The organism is Nocardioides dilutus, from assembly GCF_054779555.1.
The window spans coordinates 160392-179596 of sequence record NZ_BAAGYA010000004.1 but is presented as its reverse complement, the minus strand read 5'-3'; the positions used below and the strand labels follow the sequence as shown (position 1 = coordinate 179596).

The 19205-nt window shown below is 70.4% G+C and carries 19 protein-coding genes; 11 read left to right on the top strand and 8 right to left on the bottom strand.

The annotated features are described in order from the left end of the window. Positions 1-5: 5 nt before the first annotated feature. Positions 6-1421 carry a M1 family metallopeptidase gene (locus tag ACYVC6_RS22115; RefSeq protein WP_460716718.1) on the top strand — a complete coding sequence of 472 codons (1416 nt, stop codon included), beginning with the start codon at positions 6-8 and terminating at the stop codon, positions 1419-1421. Here the strand turns inward: ACYVC6_RS22115 and ddaH are convergent, their stop codons facing one another. From ddaH to ACYVC6_RS22100, 3 genes are read right to left on the bottom strand one after another with little or no spacing between them, the layout of a single operon-like run. Further along, positions 1422-2201: a dimethylargininase gene (gene ddaH / locus ACYVC6_RS22110; RefSeq protein ID WP_460716717.1), complete on the bottom strand. Its 780-nt coding sequence runs from the start codon at positions 2199-2201 to the stop codon at positions 1422-1424. Positions 2202-2211: 10 nt separating this feature from the next. After that, on the bottom strand, positions 2212-3606 hold the full coding sequence (locus ACYVC6_RS22105; RefSeq protein WP_460716716.1) for an NAD(P)/FAD-dependent oxidoreductase: 1395 nt from the start codon (positions 3604-3606) through the stop codon (positions 2212-2214). After that, positions 3591-4052: an Lrp/AsnC family transcriptional regulator gene (locus ACYVC6_RS22100; RefSeq protein ID WP_460716715.1), complete on the bottom strand. Its 462-nt coding sequence runs from the start codon at positions 4050-4052 to the stop codon at positions 3591-3593. Before ACYVC6_RS22100 ends, ACYVC6_RS22105 begins: the two co-directional genes overlap by 16 nt. Positions 4053-4170: 118 nt before the next feature. Here ACYVC6_RS22100 and ACYVC6_RS22095 point away from each other — a divergent pair, with 118 nt between their 5' ends. The 8 genes from ACYVC6_RS22095 to ACYVC6_RS22060 all read left to right on the top strand — a co-directional run bounded on the left by ACYVC6_RS22095 (position 4171) and on the right by ACYVC6_RS22060 (position 12113). After that, on the top strand, positions 4171-5379 hold the full coding sequence (locus ACYVC6_RS22095) for an ABC transporter substrate-binding protein (protein ID WP_460716714.1): 1209 nt from the start codon (positions 4171-4173) through the stop codon (positions 5377-5379). After that, the gene (locus ACYVC6_RS22090; RefSeq protein WP_460716713.1) at positions 5363-6544 is read left to right on the top strand and encodes an ABC transporter ATP-binding protein; all 1182 of its coding nucleotides are present in this window, start codon (positions 5363-5365) and stop codon (positions 6542-6544) included. Before ACYVC6_RS22095 ends, ACYVC6_RS22090 begins: the two co-directional genes overlap by 17 nt. Continuing rightward, on the top strand, positions 6537-7436 hold the full coding sequence (locus tag ACYVC6_RS22085) for an ABC transporter permease (RefSeq protein WP_460716712.1): 900 nt from the start codon (positions 6537-6539) through the stop codon (positions 7434-7436). The genes ACYVC6_RS22090 and ACYVC6_RS22085 overlap by 8 nt, the downstream gene beginning before the upstream one ends. A 70-nt stretch (positions 7437-7506) precedes the next feature. Next, positions 7507-8304 (top strand): ABC transporter permease, encoded by a 798-nt coding sequence (locus ACYVC6_RS22080; RefSeq protein WP_460716710.1) that lies wholly within the window; start codon positions 7507-7509, stop codon positions 8302-8304. A gap of 42 nt (positions 8305-8346) precedes the next feature. Beyond that, on the top strand, positions 8347-9669 hold the full coding sequence (locus ACYVC6_RS22075; protein WP_460716708.1) for a flavin-containing monooxygenase: 1323 nt from the start codon (positions 8347-8349) through the stop codon (positions 9667-9669). Next, positions 9666-10616 carry a bile acid:sodium symporter family protein gene (locus ACYVC6_RS22070; protein ID WP_460716707.1) on the top strand — a complete coding sequence of 317 codons (951 nt, stop codon included), beginning with the start codon at positions 9666-9668 and terminating at the stop codon, positions 10614-10616. The genes ACYVC6_RS22075 and ACYVC6_RS22070 overlap by 4 nt, the downstream gene beginning before the upstream one ends. After that, positions 10613-11554 (top strand): SDR family oxidoreductase, encoded by a 942-nt coding sequence (locus ACYVC6_RS22065; protein WP_460716706.1) that lies wholly within the window; start codon positions 10613-10615, stop codon positions 11552-11554. The genes ACYVC6_RS22070 and ACYVC6_RS22065 overlap by 4 nt, the downstream gene beginning before the upstream one ends. A gap of 13 nt (positions 11555-11567) precedes the next feature. Next, positions 11568-12113: a histidine phosphatase family protein gene (locus tag ACYVC6_RS22060; RefSeq protein ID WP_460716705.1), complete on the top strand. Its 546-nt coding sequence runs from the start codon at positions 11568-11570 to the stop codon at positions 12111-12113. 93 nt (positions 12114-12206) lie between these two features. On the opposite strand, the gene ACYVC6_RS22055 is transcribed toward ACYVC6_RS22060, so the two are convergent. The 5 genes from ACYVC6_RS22055 to ACYVC6_RS22035 all read right to left on the bottom strand — a co-directional run bounded on the left by ACYVC6_RS22055 (position 12207) and on the right by ACYVC6_RS22035 (position 15935). Next, the gene (locus tag ACYVC6_RS22055; RefSeq protein WP_460716704.1) at positions 12207-12374 is read right to left on the bottom strand and encodes a hypothetical protein; all 168 of its coding nucleotides are present in this window, start codon (positions 12372-12374) and stop codon (positions 12207-12209) included. A 110-nt stretch (positions 12375-12484) separates the two neighbouring features. Continuing rightward, entirely contained in the window at positions 12485-12865 is a 381-nt protein-coding gene (locus ACYVC6_RS22050; protein ID WP_460716702.1) for a YciI family protein, read from the bottom strand. Positions 12866-12875: 10 nt separating this feature from the next. Beyond that, positions 12876-13637, bottom strand: a complete 762-nt coding sequence (locus ACYVC6_RS22045) for an SDR family NAD(P)-dependent oxidoreductase (RefSeq protein ID WP_460716701.1) — start codon at positions 13635-13637, stop codon at positions 12876-12878. After that, positions 13634-14527, bottom strand: a complete 894-nt coding sequence (locus ACYVC6_RS22040) for an LLM class F420-dependent oxidoreductase (RefSeq protein WP_460716700.1) — start codon at positions 14525-14527, stop codon at positions 13634-13636. The genes ACYVC6_RS22045 and ACYVC6_RS22040 overlap by 4 nt, the downstream gene beginning before the upstream one ends. A 34-nt stretch (positions 14528-14561) precedes the next feature. Further along, a complete protein-coding gene (locus tag ACYVC6_RS22035; protein WP_460716699.1) occupies positions 14562-15935 on the bottom strand; it encodes an aspartate aminotransferase family protein in 1374 nt (457 codons plus the stop codon). Positions 15936-16056: 121 nt separating this feature from the next. Between ACYVC6_RS22035 and ACYVC6_RS22030 the strand changes: the two genes are divergently transcribed. After that, positions 16057-17673, top strand: coding sequence for an amidohydrolase (locus ACYVC6_RS22030; RefSeq protein ID WP_460716698.1), 1617 nt, complete (start codon positions 16057-16059; stop codon positions 17671-17673). Positions 17674-17752: 79 nt separating this feature from the next. After that, a complete protein-coding gene (locus tag ACYVC6_RS22025) occupies positions 17753-19186 on the top strand; it encodes a gamma-aminobutyraldehyde dehydrogenase (protein WP_460716696.1) in 1434 nt (477 codons plus the stop codon). Positions 19187-19205: the final 19 nt, after the last annotated feature.

Below are 19205 nucleotides of genomic sequence, written 5' to 3'. Positions count from 1 at the left end.
ACGGAGTGCGTCGGATCGTGTCGGCCCTGGCCGTCGTCCTGGTTGTCGGCCTGGTCGTCGGCGTCGGCCCTGCCCAGGCGCGGGAGGCCGAGGCACCCACCTCTGGGTCGGCGGGTATCGGCGACCCCTACTTCCCCCTCGACGGCAACGGCGGCATCGACGTCCTGCACTACGACGTGCGCGACCGCTACGACTTCGGGTCGGGGCGGCTCCAGGGCCGCACCACGCTCACGCTGTTGGCCACGCAGGACCTGTCCCGCTTCAACCTCGACTTCCTGCTCAGGGTGACCCGGGTCCGGGTCGACGGCGTCGCGGCGTCGTTCGGCCGGGGCAACCGGCACGAGCTGAGGATCACCCTGCCCACACCGGTCACCGCCGGCCGGCGGCTCAGCGTGGAGGTGCGCTACACCGGCCGGCCCGCCGACGCGACCTACCTCGGTCAGCGCAACTGGCTCGCCGACGCCGGCGAGGTGGTCACCGTCAACGAGCCGCACATGGCTCCGTGGTGGTTCCCCGCCAACGACCACCCGCGGGACAAGGCGACCATGGATGTGCGCATCACCGTGCCGAGACAGCGCAAGGTGATCTCCAACGGCTCGCGGGTCGACCGGGTCGTGAAGGGCGCGCTGGCCACGACCCACTGGCGGTCGAGCGAGCCGATGGTGCCCTACCTGGCGTTCTTCGCCGCCGGCGACTTCGAGGTGCGCAAGGGCTCGCTGGACGGCCGCCCGTACGTCGTCGCGGTGTCCAAGGCTCTGCCGCTTCCAGGGCGCCGGGCGGCGATGAAGATGATGCTGGAGAGCGCATCGCTGACGGCCTGGCTGGAGACCCAGCTGGGTCCTTACCCGTTCTCGAGCACCGGGGGAGTGGTCACGAGCCTCGCCCCAGGGTTTGCCCTCGAGACGCAGACCCGGCCGGTCTACCCGGCCGTGGGCCCGGCGTCGCGGCGCCTGCTGGTGCACGAGCTGGCCCACCAGTGGTTCGGCGACTCGGTGTCTGTCGACCGATGGCGCGACATCTGGCTCAACGAGGGCTTCGCGTCGTTCATGGAGGCGCGCTGGGCGGAGGCGACCGGCGGCCCCAGCGCCGGCCAGTGGCTCTCGAACACCTACGACGCCCTCAAGGACGACCCGGTGTTCTGGCAGCTGCAGATCGGCGACCCGGGCGCGGACCGGGTCTTCGACCTCGCCGTCTACATCAGGGGTGCCATGACCCTGCAGGCCCTGCGCAACCGGATCGGCGAGGACGCCTTCTGGACCGTGCTCCGCACCTGGCTCTCGTCCCGGAGCGGCGGCAACGGGCGCGTCGAGGACTTCCGGGCGCTGGCGGCCTCGGTCAGCGGCCAGGACCTCGGCGAGTTCTTCGACACCTGGCTGCTCAGCTCGTCCCGGCCTGCGAAGACGGCCGCGAACGGGTTCTGACTAACCCCTCAGCCGCACCGACAGGCAGGTCACGCAGCCCTCGAGCTTCTCGAACTCGCTCATGTCCACGGCCACCACCCGCAGGCCGCGGTTCTCGAACATGGCCCTGGTGGCCGGCGCGCTGGTCGACATCAGCACCGTCTTGCCGTCGAGCAGGACGACGTGGGACCCCGGCTCCTCGGGAACGGGCAGGAACGACGGGAAGACCGACGTGTCGTCGACGAGCGGCGGGTAGCCGACCACCGTCCCGTCCGGGAGAGCGGTGACCGCGGACTTCAGGTGCAGGACCTTGGTGACCGGGACGGCGACGACGGTCGCGCCGAGTGGGGCGAGGTGCGCGGCCAGCTGGTCGACGCCCGCCTGGTTGGTTCGGCCACCCAGCCCGACCCAGACCGTCCCGGCGTGCTTGAGCACGTCGCCGCCGTCGAGGGTGCCCGGCGTCTCGATGTGCACGATGCGTCGTGGTCCGACCACGGGGGCGAGCTCACGCAAGGCGCGCTCCGTGCCCTCGGTCTCGGGCTTCCGCTCGTCGGCGCCGGGGCGCGTGATCACGGCGAGGTCGCCGTAGGCCACGACCGTGTCCTCGACGAAGACCGCGTCCGGGCAGTCGTCCGCGGGCTCGACCTCGTGGCACTCCCAGCCCTCGGCGTGCAGGGCGGCGACGTAGCCCTCCCACTGACGACGCGCGAGCTCGCCGTCGACCGCGACGCGCTCGAGGTGGGTGAGCAGGCCGTCGGCCAGCCGCGGCCCAGGACGGCGCACCAGCGCCTGCTTCCTCACCGCGACAACCTCACGAGACCAACGGTCCCACGGCCCGCGCGAGCAGGCTGGGCCGCCCGGTCACCGCCTCCTCGCGGTCGGCTGCGGTGAAGGCGAGCCGGGCAGCGTTGACCCCGATCCAGCGCAGCGGCTCGGGCTCCCAGCTCGGCGAGTGGTGGTTGACCCAAGGGAGGTGGACCAGCTCGGTGTCCCGGCCGAGGACCAGGTCCCGCAGCGTGCGGCCGGCGAGGTTGGTGGTGGCCACGCCGTCGCCCACGTAGCCCCCGGCCCAGGCGAGGCCGGTGGCCGCGTCGAGGCCGACAGAGGCGCACCAGTCGCGGGGGACTCCGAGCGGACCGCCCCAGGAGTGGGTCACCCGGACCCCGCGCAGGACGGGGAACAGGTCGACCAGGCCGGCCAGGATCCGGGCGAACACGGAGTCGTCGCGGTCGAACGCGGGGTCCACCCGGGAGCCGGCGTGGTAGGGCGCGCCGCGGCCGCCGAAGACGATCCGGTCGTCGGCCGTGCGCTGGCCGTAGACGATGAGGTGCCGGAAGTCCGAGAAGGTCTCACGCCGGGCCAGGCCGATCTCGCTCCACGTCGCGGGCGGGAGCGGCTCGGTGGCGATCGCCAGGGAGTAGACCGGGATGCTCGTCCGCCGGTGTCCGGGGAGCTGGGACGTGAAGCCCTCGGTCGCGCGCACCACCGTCGCGGCCCGGACGCTCCCGCGGTCGGTGCGCACCTCGCGCGGGGCGATGCCTGTGACCCTGGTCCTCTCGTGGATCGTCACCCCCCGGCGTTCGGCGGCCCGGGCCAGCCCGCGCACCAGCCGGGCGGGGTGGATGGCCGCGCAGTCCGGGGTGTAGGTCGCCCCCGTCACACCGTCGGCCCGCACCAGCTCGCCGGCCTGCGCCGCATCGAGGAGTCGCAGGTCCTCGGTGTCACGGCCCCAGTGCCGTGCCTCCTCGACCTCGGCCCGGGCGCGCGCCAGCTGGGCCGGTCCGCGGGCCAGCCGGATCGTGCCGCCCTTCGCGAGGTGGGCGTCGATGCCCTCGGCCGTGGCGACCCGGGCGACCTCGTCGACGGTGGCCCGCATGGCTGCGTGCTGGGCCAGCGCGGCCTGGCGCCCGGCGATCGCCGACAGCGCGGGAAGCTCGGCGGGGAAGAGCGCCGAGCACCACCCGCCGTTGCGGCCTGAGGCGCCGAACCCGGCCACCTCGGACTCGAGCACCGCGACGGACAGCGAGGGGTCCGCCTCGGCGAGGTAGTACGCCGTCCAGAGTCCCGTGTAGCCGGCGCCGACGATCGCGACGTCGACGTCGAGGTCGCCCGGCAGGGCCGGCCGCGGCGTCCAGTCCTCCTCGGCGCTCTCGTGCCAGAAGGAGAGCCGGCCGTAGGACGGATGCCGGCTCAGCGCACTCCCCACGAGTAGGTCTGCTTGCGCAGCTTGAGATAGACGAGGGTCTCGGTGCCGGCCACTCCGGGGATGCCGCGGATCCCGTTGGAGATGATGTCGAGCAGGTGCTCGTCGCTCTCGCAGACCACCTCGGCGAGCAGGTCGTAGCTGCCCGCGGTCAGCACCACATAGGAGACCTCACCGATGGCCGAGAGGGCGTCCGCCACCGGCTCGAGGGGGCCGGTGACCCGGATGCCGACCATCGCCTGGCGGGCGAAGCCCAGCTGCAGCGGGTCGGTCACCGCGACGATCTGCATCACGCCGCTCTCGGTGAGCCGCTGCACGCGCTGCCGGACGGCTGCCTCCGATAGGCCCACCGCCTTGCCGATGGCGGCATAGGAGCGGCGGCCGTCCTGCTGGAGCTGGGCGATGATCGCCTTGGAGATGTCGTCGAGGTCGTGCCGTTTGCCGTTCATCGGGCACATCCTGTCCTGGGGTTCGGCGCTAGGGAACCACGAAGGAATTCGTTGCTCGCAGGTTACAGGACCGCGGTATCCCTTGTAGCCGGTCCGCCGTCATGCCAGGATCCGCATGATGAGTGGGGAGCGCGACACGATGCGACCGGTGCCACCGCCCCGGGGGACGACCCGGCGCGGCCTGCTGGCCGGCGGGGGCGCCGTGGCCTTCGTCGGCCTCAGCGCGGCGGCCCTCAAGCTTCCCTTCTTCGGGGTCGAGGGGGCCCAGGTCGAGGCGGCCTCCTGCATCGGCACCGACATCTCCGAGACCGACAAGCGGCTGATCATCTCCAACTGGCCGGCCTACATCGACCCGCGCCGCAAGAAGACCTCCACGCAGTCGATCTTCACCGACACCTACGGCATCGAGGTCGACTACACCGACGACATCAACGACAACTCGGAGTTCTACGCCAAGGTCAAGAACCAGCTCGGCTCCTGCGAGACCATCCAGCGGGACATGATGATGCTGACCGACTGGATGGCGGCCCGGATGATCGACCTGGGCTGGATCCAGAAGCTGGACACCTCGAAGATCCCCAACGTCATCGACAACGTCATCGACCCGCTGCGTGGCCTGGCCTGGGACCCGGACTTCGAGTACCACGCGCCGTGGCAGAGCGGCCTTACGGGCATCGCCTACAACGCCGACGCGGTCGACGAGGTCCGCACGTTCGAGGAGCTGCTCACCCGCAGCGACCTCAAGGGCCGCATCTCGCTGCTCACCGAGATGCGCGACACGATGGGCTTCCTGATCAAGGTCACCGGCGGTGAGCCCAGCGACTTCGACGAGGACGACTGGGGCAACGGCATCGACCTGCTGCGCCAGGTCGTGGCGGACGGCCAGGTCCGCGCGTTCACCGGCAACGAGTACATCCAGGACCTGGCGGCCGGCAACATCGTGGCTTGCGAGGCGTGGTCCGGCGACGTCATCCAGGCGCAGTACGACAACCCGGCCATCAAGTTCGTCGCTCCTGAGGAGGGCCTGATGCTCTGGAGCGACAACATGCTCGTGCCCAACCTGGCCGAGCACCAGGCCAACGCCCAGACCTGGATGAACTACTACTACCAGCCGGATGTCGCGGCCAAGCTCGCTGCCTGGGTCAACTACATCTGCCCGGTCAAGGGCGCCCAGGAGGAGATGGAGAAGCTCGACCCGAGCCTGGTCGACAACCCGCTGATCTTCCCCGACGACGAGATGCTCGCCCAGACCATGTCCTTCATGGCGCTCGACGAAGCCCAGATCACCAAGTACGAAGGAGATTTCGCCGATGTCACAGGTGGTTGAGGCCCCCGGCGGAGGAGCGGACGAGCTCGCCGACCCGTCGTCGTACGACGGGCTCGCGCTGCGCGCGCTGACCAAGCACTTCGGCTCGTTCTACGCGGTCCGCGAGCTCGACCTCGACGTCCCGCGCGGCTCGTTCTTCGCCCTGCTGGGCCCCTCGGGGTGCGGCAAGACCACGACGCTGCGGATGGTGGCCGGCCTGGAGACGCCGAGCTCGGGCTCCATCACACTGGCCGGCAAGGACATCACCTACGCCAAGCCCTACCAGCGCCCGGTCAACACCGTGTTCCAGAACTACGCGCTGTTCCCGCACCTGGACATCTTCGAGAACATCGCCTTCGGCCTGCGCCGCCGCAAGGCACCCGACGTCGACAAGACGGTCCGCGAGATGCTCGAGCTCGTCGAGCTCGACTCCCAGGCGCGGAAGAAGCCGGCTCAGCTCTCGGGCGGTCAACAGCAGCGGGTGGCGTTGGGCCGGGCGCTCATCAACAACCCCGAGGTCCTGCTTCTCGACGAGCCGCTCGGTGCGCTGGACCTCAAGCTGCGCCGGTCGATGCAGATCGAGATCAAGCGCATCCAGACCGAGGTGGGGCGGACCTTCATCCACGTCACCCACGACCAGGAGGAGGCCATGACGATGGCCGACACGGTCGCGGTGATGAACCACGGCGTGATCGAGCAGATGGGCGCCCCCGCCGAGCTCTACGAGAACCCGCGGTCGACCTTCGTCGCCAACTTCCTGGGTCAGTCCAACCTGATAGAGGGCAACGTCAAGAACCGGGCCGCCGACATCGTCACCGTCGACATGCACGGCATCGACGTGTCCATCCCGGTCCCGCGGGCGCACGCGCCGGGCGACCGAGGCTGGGTCGGCATCCGGCCCGAGAAGGTGCTCATCGGCGAGGTCGGCGAGGAGCTCGACGCGCCCGGCAACACGATCCCCGGTGGCGTGATCAGCGACGTGAGCTTCGTGGGCGTCAGCACGCAGTACCTTGTCCGGATGCCATGGGGCCAGGAGCTCCAGGTGTTCTCCCAGAACACCGGGCGCCACCGGCTCTTCGCGGTCGGTGACAAGGTCGAGCTCTCGTGGCGGCCGGAGTACGCCTTCCTCCTCGACGCCGCCCAGGACGCGTTCGCGGGCGCCCAGCGGGTGGACGACGATGGCTAGCGCCGCAGGCGCGGCGCCGCTGGCCGTCGCCGAGCCCGACCACGGCCGCAAGCGCGGCCGCGTGGGCTACCTGCTGCTCGCTCCCGCGGCCATCTGGCTGGGGCTCTTCTTCGTGGTCCCGTTCTACTCGCTGGTCGCGACCAGCCTGTTCGACCCGAGCGGCTCGGACTCACGCGGCTACGAGATGACCTACCACGTCGCCAACTACTGGAACGCCTTCCAGGACTACAAGGGCCCGCTCCTCCGCTCGCTGCTCTACGCCGGCATCGCCACCGCCATCTGCCTGGTCATCGGCTACGTGCTCGCCTACGCGATCGCCTTCAAGGCCGGGCGCTGGAAGAACCTGATGCTGGTGCTGGTCATCGCGCCGTTCTTCACCAGCTTCCTGGTCCGCACCCTGTCCTGGAAGCTGATCCTGGCCGACGACGGCTTCGTCGTCGACGCCCTGCAAACCGTGCACCTGCTCGGTGACGACGGCCGGCTCCTGGCCACGCCGGTCGCCGTGGTCGCCGGCCTGACCTACAACTTCCTGCCATTCATGGTGCTGCCGCTGTTCGCCAGCATCGACAAGATCGACCACCGGCTCATCGAGGCATCGGGAGACCTCTACGCCAACCCGATCGTCGGCTTCTTCCGGGTGACCTGGCCGCTCTCCCTCCCCGGCGTCGTCTCGGGCACGCTGCTGACCTTCATCCCGGCCGCAGGCGACTACATCAACGCCCAGCTCCTGGGCAGCCCCAACCAGCGCATGGTCGGCAGCGTCATCCAGAGCCTGTTCACCGACGCCAACAACTACCCGGCGGCCGGAGCGCTCTCGATGATCCTGATGCTGCTGATCCTGGTGATGGTGCTCGTCTACGTCCGCCGGGCGGGCACCGAGGAGCTCCTATGAATACACCCCACGAAAGCGCACGAAGGGGCGCTCCGCGCGGAGGCGGCACGCTTCCGCGGGGACCCCGAAAATGAACTGGATACGCAAGCACCTGGTCCTGATCCTCGGGCTGCTGGTGCTCGTCTACACCTTCATCCCGATCTTCGTGGTCGTGCTGATGAGCTTCAACGACCCGGCCAGCCGGCTGATCTACCGCTTCGACGGGTTCACGCTGCACAACTGGACCAACCCGTGTGAGGACCCCTCGATGTGCGAGGCCCTCTCGCGCAGCATCCAGATCGGCCTGCTGTCGACGGTCGCCGCCACCATCCTCGGCACGCTGGCCGCGTTCGCGCTGGTGCGGCACTCGTTCCGCGGCAGGTCGGTCGCCAACCTGGTCATCTTCCTGCCCATGGCCGCGCCCGAGATCGTGCTCGGCTCGTCCCTGCTCGCGCTGTTCGTCGGCGCCGGGTTCGCCGGTCAGCTCGGGTTCTGGACGATCCTGATCGCGCACATCATGTTCTGCCTGTCGTTCGTCGTCGTCACCGTGAGATCCCGGCTGGCGGGGATGAGCGACACCCTCGAGCAGGCGGCGGCCGACCTCTATGCGACGCCGTCGCAGACGTTCTGGCGGGTCACCTTCCCGCTGGTCTTCCCCGGCATCCTGGGTGCGGCGCTGCTGAGCTTCTCGCTGTCCTTCGACGACTTCATCATCACCAACCTCAACGCCGGCAACACCACGACGTTCCCGATGTATGTCTGGGGCGTCGCCCAGCGCGGCGTACCGATGCAGGTCAACGTGGTCGGCACCGTCATGTTCGTGATCTCGGTGATCATCGTCGTCGGTGGGGAGCTCAACTCCAGGCGCCGTGCCAAGGCGCTGGTCTGACCTGCGCCCCTCGACGTCAGCCCATCAGTAGTGTCTGCGAGCGTGCCCGGGCTGACGTACGCCGTCGTCGGTGCCGGCCCCTCCGGGCTGGCCGCCGCGCGCAACCTGCAGCGGTGCGGCCTCCCGTGGTCGGGCTACGAGCTCGGGGACGACGTCGGCGGGCTGTGGGACATCGATGGGCCACGGAGCACCGTCTACGAGTCCGCGCACCTGATCTCCTCGAAGCGGACCACGGAGTTCGCGGAGTTCCCGATGGCGGAGTCGGTCGCGGACTACCCGAGCCACCGCGAGCTGCTGGCGTACTTCCGCGGTTTCGCCGACCACTTCGGCCTGCGTGACGGCTTCGAGTTCGGTGCCGAGGTCGTCAGGGCCGAGCCGAGTGAACAGCCGTCCGACGGCAGCTGGGTGGTCACCGTCCGGACGACCGCGGGGGAGAGGGCGACCCGGCACGCCGGCGTGGTGGTGGCCAACGGCACCCTGAGCGAGCCCTCCGTGCCGGCGTTCGCCGGGAGCTTCGACGGCGAGGTGCTGCACACCAGCCGCTACAAGCGCGCGTCCGCGTTCGCGGGCAAACGGGTCCTGATCATCGGTGCCGGCAACTCCGGCTGTGACATCGCCGTCGACGCCGTGCACCATGCGTCGTCGGTCGACATCTCGGTGCGCAGGGGCTACTACTTCGTCCCGAAGTACCTGTTCGGCAAGCCGGCCGACACCCTCAACCAGGGACGCCCGCTGCCCCCGCGGCTCAAGCAGGCGATCGACAGCCGGCTGCTCAAGCTGTTCACCGGCGACCCCGTGAAGTTCGGGTTCCCCGCGCCGGACTACAAGATCTACGAGTCCCACCCGATCGTGAACACGCTCGTCCTGCACCACCTCGGACACGGCGACATCCGGGTCCGTCGCGACGTCGAGCGCTTCGACGGTGACGGTGTGGTCTTCACCGACGGCGAGCGGGGGGAGTACGACGTGGTCGTGCTGGCCACCGGCTACCGGCTGCACTACCCGTTCCTGGACCCCGCTCTGCTCGGCTGGACCGGCGACGGCAGACAGGGCGCTCCGGACCTCTATCTCAACGTGTTCAGCAAGGCCGACCGCAACCTGTTCGTGGTCGGCATGATCGAGGCGACCGGCATCGGCTGGCAGGGTCGCTACGAACAGGCCGAGCTGGTGGCCGCGTACCTGCGGGCTCGCGAGGCGCTGCCGGAACGTGCGGCCGAGCTCGAGAAGCGCGTGCACGGTCCGCGCCCCGACCTGTCCGGCGGCTACCACTACCTGGCGCTGGAGCGGATGAGCTACTACGTCAACAAGGACGCCTACCGCGCCGCCGTGCGCGCCGAGATCGAGCAGCTGGGGGTGACGTCGTGACCCCTCTGCTGACAGCGCTGGCGGGCGACGTGGACAACATCAGGATCGCGTTCGAGGAGGGGTCGCTCACCACGCTGAAGATCGTCATCGGCGCGATCCTCTTCGGGATCGCTCTGGACACCTCGCTCGACGACTTCCGGCGCGCTGCGCGGCGTCCGGGGGTCATCGCGATCGGGGTTGTGGCGCAGTTCGTGCTGCTGCCGGCGATCACGTTCCTGCTCACGCTGGTCCTCGACGTCCGCGGCTCGGTGGCGCTCGGCATGATCCTGGTCGCCTGCTGCCCGCCCGGCAACGTCTCCAACATCCTCACCCACCGGGCGAAGGGCGACGTCGCGCTGTCGGTGTCGATGACCGCGGTGAGCAACGTCCTGGCGATCTTCCTGATGCCGCTCAACGTGGCCTTCTGGGGGTCGATCCACCCGACCGGCAAGAAGCTGCTCGAGGACATCGACCTCGACGCGGTCGACATGCTGCTGGAGATCGGGCTCGTGATCGGGGTGCCGTTCGCGGCGGGGATCACGATCGCGCGGCTGTGGCCGCGGGTCGCCTCCCGCGCCGGGAAGATCATCGGCCCGGTCGCGTTCCTGGCCCTCGGTGCGGTGATCGTCATCGGCGTCACCAACAACTGGGACATCTTCGTCGACTTCATCGGCGTCGTGCTGCTGGCGGTGTTCCTTCACGACGCCCTGGCGCTGCTGCTCGGATACACGATCGCCCGGGTCACCAGGCTGCCCGAGCGGAGCACGCGAGCGATGACCTTCGAGGTCGGCATCCGCAACGCCGGGCTCGGCCTGCTTCTGGTCTTCACCTACTTCGACGGGCTCGGCGGCATGGCACTGGTCGCGGCCTGGTGGGGGATCTGGGACATCATCGCCGGGCTCGCGGTCGCCCAGTGGTGGGGCTCGCGCTCCTCGCGACCCTCACCCGTCGCGGAGCCCGCCGCGTGACGGCCGTCCTGGTCACAGGCGGCAACGGGTTCCTCGGCTCCTCGGTCGTCCGCGGGCTGGCGGACGCCGGGCTGTCGGTGGTCAGCGCCGACCTCGCGGTCCCCGCGACGCCGGTGCCTGGGGTGGAGCACGTCGTCATGGACGTCACCTCGGCCGCGGCCGTGGAGACGGTCTTCGCCGACCGCGAGGTCGAGGTCGTCGTCCACCTCGCCTCGATCGTCACACCGGGCCGCGACTCGACGCGGGAGCACGAGTACGCCGTCGACGTCACCGGCACGCGGCACGTGCTCGACGCCTGCCTGGCCCACGGGGTCCGCAGGATCGTCGTGTCGTCCAGCGGCGCGGCCTACGGCTACCACCCCGACAACCCCGCGTGGCTCACCGAGGACGACCCGGTCCGCGGCAACGAGGTGTTCGCCTACAGCCACCACAAACGGCTGGTCGAGGAGATGCTCGCCTCGCTGCGCGTCTCGGACTCGCAGCTCGAGCAGGTCGTGCTCCGGATCGGGACCATCCTGGGGGAGCGGGTCGACAACCAGATCACGGCGCTCTTCGAGCGGCCGCGGCTGCTCAAGATCCGCGGCTCCGACTCGCCGTTCGTGTTCATCTGGGACACCGACGTCGTCGCGATCATCATTCGCTCGGTCACGTCCCCGGTCACCGGGATCTTCAACGTCGCCGGCGACGGCACGCTGACCGTCGACGAGATCGCCTCGCGGTTGGGGAAACCGGTGCTGGCACTGCCCGAGCCTCTGCTCCGGTGGGCGCTCCGGGTCGGCCGGCGGCTCGGCCTGACGGCGTACGGCCCCGACCAGACGATCTTCCTCAAGCATCGCCCGGTCCTCGCCAACGACCGGCTCAAGACGGTCTTCGGCCACCCGCCGTCCAAGACCTCGGCCGAGGCGTTCGAGGCGTGGCGGACACGCCGGCTCGGGTAGGCACCCTGTGAGCGTGCGGATCGTCTTCGAGACCCACCAGACGTCCGAGGACAACGAGGCCGGCATCGCGACCGGTTGGCTGCCCGGTCGGCTCTCGGCGCTCGGGCGGCGGCAGGCGCGTGAGCTGGGTGAGCGTCGTCGCCACGACGACCTCGCGGCCGTGTTCAGCTCCGACCTGCACCGCGCCGTCGAGACGGTCGAGCTCGCCTTCCCCGGCTCCGGTCGGCCACCGACGCTGCTCGACTGGAGGCTGCGTGAGTGCGACTACGGCGAGCTCAACGGCGCCCTGCGCGACCGGGTCCGCGGAGCTCGGCTGGCACACCTCACCACGCCCTACCCCGGCGGTGAGAGCTGGCAGAAGGCCGTCGACCGCGTCGGTCGCTTCCTCGACGACCTGCTCCCGCGCTGGGACGGCGCGCGGGTGCTCGTCGTCGGCCACGTCGCGACCCGGCTGGGGCTCGACCACCACCTGCTCGGTGTCCCGCTGGCCGACGCGGTCGCGAGTGAGTTCGACTGGCAGCCGGGCTGGGAGTACGTGCTCGAGGCGCCCGGGTCGTAGTGGCCGTCGCTTCGTGCTCGACCAGGTCAGGGCGGCGCTCGCTGGTCTCGCCCCGGTCGGACCCGCGCGGCGCTGATCGCGGAGGACCCGGGACTACCCCAGGCCGGCCCCGCCCGACTCCTGGTCGTTCGCACCTGGCTCGGTGTAGACGGTGTTGTCGTCGTCGAGGTCGGGGGAGGTCGGGAACCCCGCGTCGTCGGGGTCGACGGCCGGGTCCTCAGGCTCTTCGTCGCCGGCAGGTGGTGGTGTGGTCGTGGTCATGGGACGCCGGTACCCGAACTGGCGCCGGTTGGTGGCCAGTTCCAGCCCCGGCTTGGCGCGGTCTCGAGACGCTCGCTAGCGCGAGTTCCTCGACCACCGGGGGCAATAGATCAATCAGGCATCGTGCGCCGGTCGCCGACCGGGTGCACCGCTTGCGGGAAGGCGAGCGTGTCTGCGGCGACCCACCACTCCATGACGTCGTAGGCGAGCCGACCGGCGACCACCGACGGGTCGGCGTCGGAGAGCCGGGCGGCCTCCTCGGCGGAGCAGGCGAAGACGGACATGCCGCGGTAGGACTCGTCGCTCTGCTCGTCGAAGGGGCCGTTCGCGACGGTCAGACCCTGCTGTCGCAGCTCGGCCCGGTAGGCGAGGTGACGCGACTGGAGGTCGTCGAGCTCTTCGTCGCTGAGGTCGGGGGCATCGGGCGGGCGGCGCAGGACGACGACCGTGTAGACGTCGAAGGCGTCGGGGACGTGGGGGTCAGCTGGCACCAGTCCATCCTCATGGATGGTCGGGCATGTTCGTCCAGCCCTTGCCGTCCTCGCGGGCGTACCAGCCCGACGCGGCCAGGGTGCCGCCGTCGACCGGCAGCGTCTGGCCGGTGACGAAGCGGGCCGCATCACTGGCCAGGAACGCGACCACCTCGGCGTAGTCGTCGGGGTGCCCGAACCGCCCGAGGGGAACCCACGTCCCGACGAGCGCCGGGTCGCGCCCGCGGAGCATGGCCGCCGCCGGGGTCTGCTCGGTGTCGGCGAGGTCAGGAGCGATCGCGTTGACCCGGACGCCGTGCCGGCCGACCTCGACCGCGAGGCTCTTGGTGAACGCCGAGACCGCGGCGTTGAAGCCGGAGTAGACGGCGTGGCCGGGGATGCCGCGGAACGCCTCGACGGTGGAGTTGTTGACGATCGCGCCGTGGCCCTGCTCGACCATCCGGGGGAGCAGGGCGTGGGTCACGGACAGCACGTGACGCAGGTTGAGCTCGTAGAGCCGCTGCCACTGCTCGGGGGTGCTGTCGAGGAACGTCTTGGACGCCGGCCTGAAGTCCCCGACGTTGTTGACCAGCACGTCGAGGCGGCCGAGGCCGTCGACGACCTCCACCAGCCGGTCCACGGTGGACGACTCGGTGACGTCACCGACCACGTCGGCCGACGGGTCGACGTCGACCACCACGACGTGGTCGCCGTCCGCGGCGAGCCGGCGGCTCACCGCGCCGCCGATGCCCCGGGAGCCGCCGGTCACCACGCTCACCCGTCGGCCGCTCACGGTCTGTTCCTCCACGCCAGGCCCAGCCGATCGGCGCAGGCGGAGAGCTCGTCCTTGGCCTGCTCCAGGTCGGCGGCCGGGGACGCCGCCAGCACCACTCGCGAGGCACCCTGCTCGGCCAGCCGTTCGGCGCGCGACGTGTCGATGCGGGCCACCAGGTGGCCCAGTGACAGCTCGAGCGCGGCGGCGTCGCGCCCGGCGGCCGAGGCCTCGTCGCGCATCACGCCCACCAGTCGGGCCAGGTCTTCACTCGCGACCCCGAGCGGCTGCAGGCCGTCACCCAGCCGGCCGGCCCGCCGGGCCGCGGCGACCGAGTGACCGCCCACGTGGATGGGTACGCCGCCGGGCTGCGCGGGCCGCGGCCGGCAGACCGCCCGGTCGAAGGAGAAGAACTCGCCGTGGTGGTCGACGCCCTCGTCGCCCCCGGCCCACAGCGCGCGCAGCACCGCGATCTGCTCGTCGGCGCGCCGGCCCCGGGACTCGAACTCGACGCCGCAGGCCTCGATCTCCTCGCGCATCCAGCCCATCCCGACACACAGCCGGACCCGCCCGCCCGAGAGCGCGTCGAGGGTGGCGACCCGCTTGGCCAGCACCACCGGGTGGTGGTTGGGCAGCACCAGGACGCCGGTGGCCAGCCCGAGGGTCGAGGTCTGCCCGGCCAGGAACGCGAGCAGGTCGAGGGGGTCCGGCACGTCGACGCCGTCGGGGAGATCCATCCGGCCGGACTGGTCGTAGGGGTAGGTGCTCTCGTAGCCCCGCACCACCACCGCGTGCTCGACCACCACGACCGATTCGAACCCGCAGGCCTCGACGTGCTGCACCCACGCGGACATCCACGCCGGGTCCGCGGTCGTACCGGCAGCGGTCGGCGCGATGACGGCGTACTTCACGCCGCGAGGCTAGTGGCTGGACGAGCCGCAGGAGTCAGATGAGCGTGCCGGCCTTGTCGAGGACGACCCGCAGGATCTGCTCCATCTCGTCGAAGTGCTCCTGGGTGCAGATCAGCGGCGGCGAGAGCTGCACGACCGGGTCACCGCGGTCGTCGGCGCGGCAGTAGAGCCCCTCGGCGAAGAGCTGCTTGGACACGAAGCCGTAGAGCAGCCGCTCGCACTCCTCGTGGGTGAAGGTCTCCCTGGTCCCCTTGTCCTTGACCAGCTCGATCCCGTAGAAGTAGCCGTCCCCGCGGACGTCGCCGACGATCGGCAGGTCGAGCAGCCGCTCCAGGGTCGCCCGGAACGCGTCCTTGTTGGCCTGCACGTTGTCGAGAACCTTCTCGTTCTCGAACGCGTCGAGGTTGGCCAGCGCGACCGCGGTGGAGACGGGGTGGCCACCGAAGGTGTAGCCGTGCATGAACGCGTTGCCGTCGCGGAGGAACGGCTCCATCAGCCGGTCGGTCGCGATCATCGCGCCGAGCGGTGCATAGCCCGAGGTCAGGCCCTTGGCGCAGGTGATCATGTCGGGGAGGTAGTCGAAGCGCTCCGCGCCGAACATGTGGCCGAGCCGCCCGAAGGCGCAGATGACCTCGTCGGAGACCAGCAGGACGTCGTACTCGTCGCAGATCTCGCGCACCCGCTGGAAGTAGCCGGGCGGCGGCGGGAAGCAGCCCCCGGAGTTCTGGACCGGCTCGAGGAAGACCGCGGCGACTGTGTCGGGACCCTCGTGCTCGATGGCGATCGCGATCTGATCGGCCGCCCACCGGCCGAACTGCTCGAGGCTCAGCCCTTCGGGCGCGCCGTGATCGGTCGCGCGGTAGAAGTTGGTGTTGGGCACCCGGAACGTCGAGGGCACCAATGGCTCGAACTGCTGCTTGAGCCCCGGCAGCCCGGTGATCGAGAGCGCGCCCTGGGTGGTGCCGTGGTAGGCGATCGCCCGACTGATGACCTTGTGCTTCATCGGCTTGCCGACCAGCTTGAAGTAGTTCTTGGCCAGCTTCCACGCGGTCTCGACCGCCTCCCCGCCGCCGCTGGTGAAGAACACCCGGTTGAGGTCGCCGGGCGCGTAGCCGGCGACCCGCTCGGCCAGCTCGATGGCCGGCGGGTGGGCGTAGGACCACAGCGGCATGAACGCCAGCTCCTTGGCCTGCCTGGCCGCCGCGTCGGCGAGGTCGGTGCGGCCGTGGCCGAGCTGGCTCACGAACAGGCCGGCCAGGGCGTCGAGGTAGCGCTTGCCCTGGTCGTCGTAGATGTAGACACCCTCGCCGCGAACGATGACGGGGATGTCAGCGTCGGTGTGCCGGGTGAAGTGCATCCACAGGTGGTCGTGGGCGGACCTCTGCAGCTGGTCGTGGTCGTAGGCCATGTCGCTCATCGTCCGCCTGTTGCTCCGCAGAGGCAAGTCCATACGAGTGGATCCGTGGGATCGTCACCGGATGGTTGCGAAATCCGTAGGCGATGAAGGAGCGGGCTGGTAGGAATTGCGGGTGCTGTTTCGCGGCGGGACCGTCTTCGACGGACACCGCTATCTGGGTCGCGCGGACGTGCTGGTCGAGGGTGGTCGGGTCGTCGAGGTGGGGCCCAGTGGTTTCGAGGCTCGCTTCGTTCGCACCTCAACCACCGAGGTGGTCGAGCTGGCCGGCGGCTTGCTGGCGCCCGGCTTCACCGACGCCCACGTGCACCCGATCCAAGGCGGCCTGGAGAGGCTGCGGTGCGACCTCTCGGGCTTGAGCACCCGGGAGGAGTACGTCGTCGCGGTCCGTGCGTACGCAGACGCGCACCCGGACCGCGAATGGGTCCTCGGCGGCGGTTGGGCGATGCCCGCGTTCCCCGGAGGCACGCCCCTGGCTGCCGACCTGGACACCGTGGTGCCGGACCGACCGGTGTTCCTGCCCAACCGCGACCACCACGGCGCCTGGGTCAACACCCGCGCACTCGAGGTCGCGGGCATCACCCGGCAGACCCCGGACCCGCCGGACGGACGGATCGAGCGGGACCCCGACGGCCACCCGACCGGCACCCTGCACGAGGGCGCCACCTCCCTGATCTCCCGGCACCTGCCGCGCACCACGGGTGCCGACTACCGCGCCGCGCTGCTCACCGGGCAGGCCTACCTGCACTCGCTCGGCGTCACGAGCTGGCAGGACGCCATCGTCGGGTCCTACTCCGGCATGGACGACCCGGCGTCGACCTACCTCGACGCCGTCGGCAGCGGCGAGCTCAGGTCGCACGTGGTCGGCGCGCTGTGGTGGGACCGGCGCCGGGGTGTCGAGCAGGTCGAGGACCTGGTCGGGCGTCGCGAGGCCCTCACCGGCGGCCGGTTCCGGGCCACGACGGTCAAGATCATGCAGGACGGTGTTGCCGAGAACGGGACCGCCGCGATGCTCGAGCCCTACCTCGACCGGTGCGGACATGCGACCGGCAACCTCGGCCACTCGTTCGTGGATGCGGCCGCCCTCCGAGAAGCGGTGCCGGCACTCGACGCGGCCGGGTTCCAGGTGCACGTCCACGCGATCGGCGACCGCGGCGTGCGGGAGACGCTCGACGCGATGACCGGCACCGACCCGGCGCGCCGCCACCACATCGCGCACCTGCAGCTCGTCCACCCCGACGACGTACCGCGGTTCGCCGCCCTCGGTGTCGCGGCCAACATCCAGGCGCTGTGGGCCGTCTACGACGAGCAGATGACGGAGCTGACCATCCCGTTCCTGGGAGTGGAGCGGTCCCGCTGGCAGTACCCCTTCGGCGCACTGCACCGGGCCGGGGCCCGGCTCGTCGCGGGCAGCGACTGGCCGGTTTCGACCCCCGACCCGCTGGCGGCGATCCACACGGCTGTGACCCGGACGGCGTACGGCGGGACGGGCCGCGCCGGCACGGAGCCGTTCCTGCCCGAACAGGCGCTGGACCTCGCCACCGCGTTCGCGACGTACACCTCGGGTAGCGCCTGGGCCAACCACCGCGACGACGCGGGAGTGGTCGCGCCGGGGTCGGTCGCCGACCTCGTCGTGCTCGACCGGGACCCGTTCGCGGGGCCTCCGGAGGAGATCGGCGCGGCTCGGGTGACCTCCACCTGGGTCGACGGAGACGCTGTATTCAGCAGTTGAGCCGGGAATCCACGCGGAATCCGCACCATAGTCGGTCCCACCCCTACCGATTCCGTCGCAGGTTCCCTACGCTTCCGCCATGGCCGACCAGTCCTTCAAGAACGTCGTCAACGGCGAGCTCGTGGACGCCGCCTCCGGGGAGACCTACGACGTCATCGACCCCACCACGGGTGAGGTCTACGCCCAGGCGCCCATGTCCGGCGCCGAGGACGTCGACCGGGCCTACGCGGCCGCCGCTACCGCTTTCGAGTCCTGGGTCGACTCGACGCCGCAGGACCGCGCCGCCGCGCTGCTCAAGATCGCCGACGCGATCGAGTTGCGCCAGGACGAGCTGAAGGAGGTCGAGTGCCGCGACACCGGCAAGCCACTGCACCTGACCCTGTCGGAGGAGATGCCCTACGCCGCCGACCACTTCCGCTTCTTCGCCGGTGCCGCGCGGGTGCTGCACGGCAGCTCGGCCGGCGAATACATGGCCGACCACACCTCGTGGATCCGCCGCGAGCCGATCGGCGTGGTCGGGCAGGTCACGCCGTGGAACTACCCGCTGCTGATGATGATCTGGAAGATCGCCCCGGCGCTGGCCGGCGGCAACACGATCGTCCTCAAGCCCAGCGACACCACGCCGGCGAGCTCGACCCTGCTCGCCGAGCTCTGCCAGGAGTTCCTCCCACCCGGCGTGCTCAACGTCATCTGCGGCGACCGCGACACCGGCCGCGCCCTGGTCGCGCACAAGACCCCGCAGATGGTCGCGATCACCGGCTCGGTGCGGGCGGGTATGGAGGTCGCCGAGGCGGCGTCCTCCGACCTCAAGCGGGTCCACCTCGAGCTCGGCGGCAAGGCGCCCGTCATCGTGTTCGACGACGCCGACATCGAGAAGGCCGCCGAGGGCATCGCCGGTGCCGGCCTGTTCAACGCCGGCCAGGACTGCACGGCCGCCACCCGGGTGCTCGCCGGGCCCGGGATCCACGACGAGTTCGTCGCGGCGCTGACCGAGGCCGCGAAGGGCATGCCGACGGGTGCGCCCGACAGCGAGGACACCTACTACGGGCCGCTCAACAACCAGGTCCAGCTCGACCGGGTCTCCGGGATGGTGGACCGGCTGCCCGACCACGCCAACCTCGAGACCGGCGGCGTCCGCCAGGGTGACCGGGGCTACTTCTACGAGCCGACGGTCGTGTCCGGTCTCCAGCAGGACGACGAGCAGATCCAGACCGAGATCTTCGGGCCGGTGATGACCGTCCAGAAGTTCAGCGACGAGGCCGAGGCGCTGCGCTGGGCCAACGGCGTCGAGTACGGCCTCTCCTCGAGCGTCTGGACCAAGGACCACGCCCGGGCGCTGCGGATGTCGCGCAAGCTCGACTTCGGCGTGGTCTGGATCAACACCCACATCCCGTTCGTCTCGGAAATGCCGCACGGCGGCTTCAAGCACTCGGGTTACGGCAAGGACCTGTCCATGTACGGCCTGGAGGACTACACGCGGATCAAGCACGTCATGTCCTACATCGGCGACTGAGCAGCGGACCGTGAGGAAC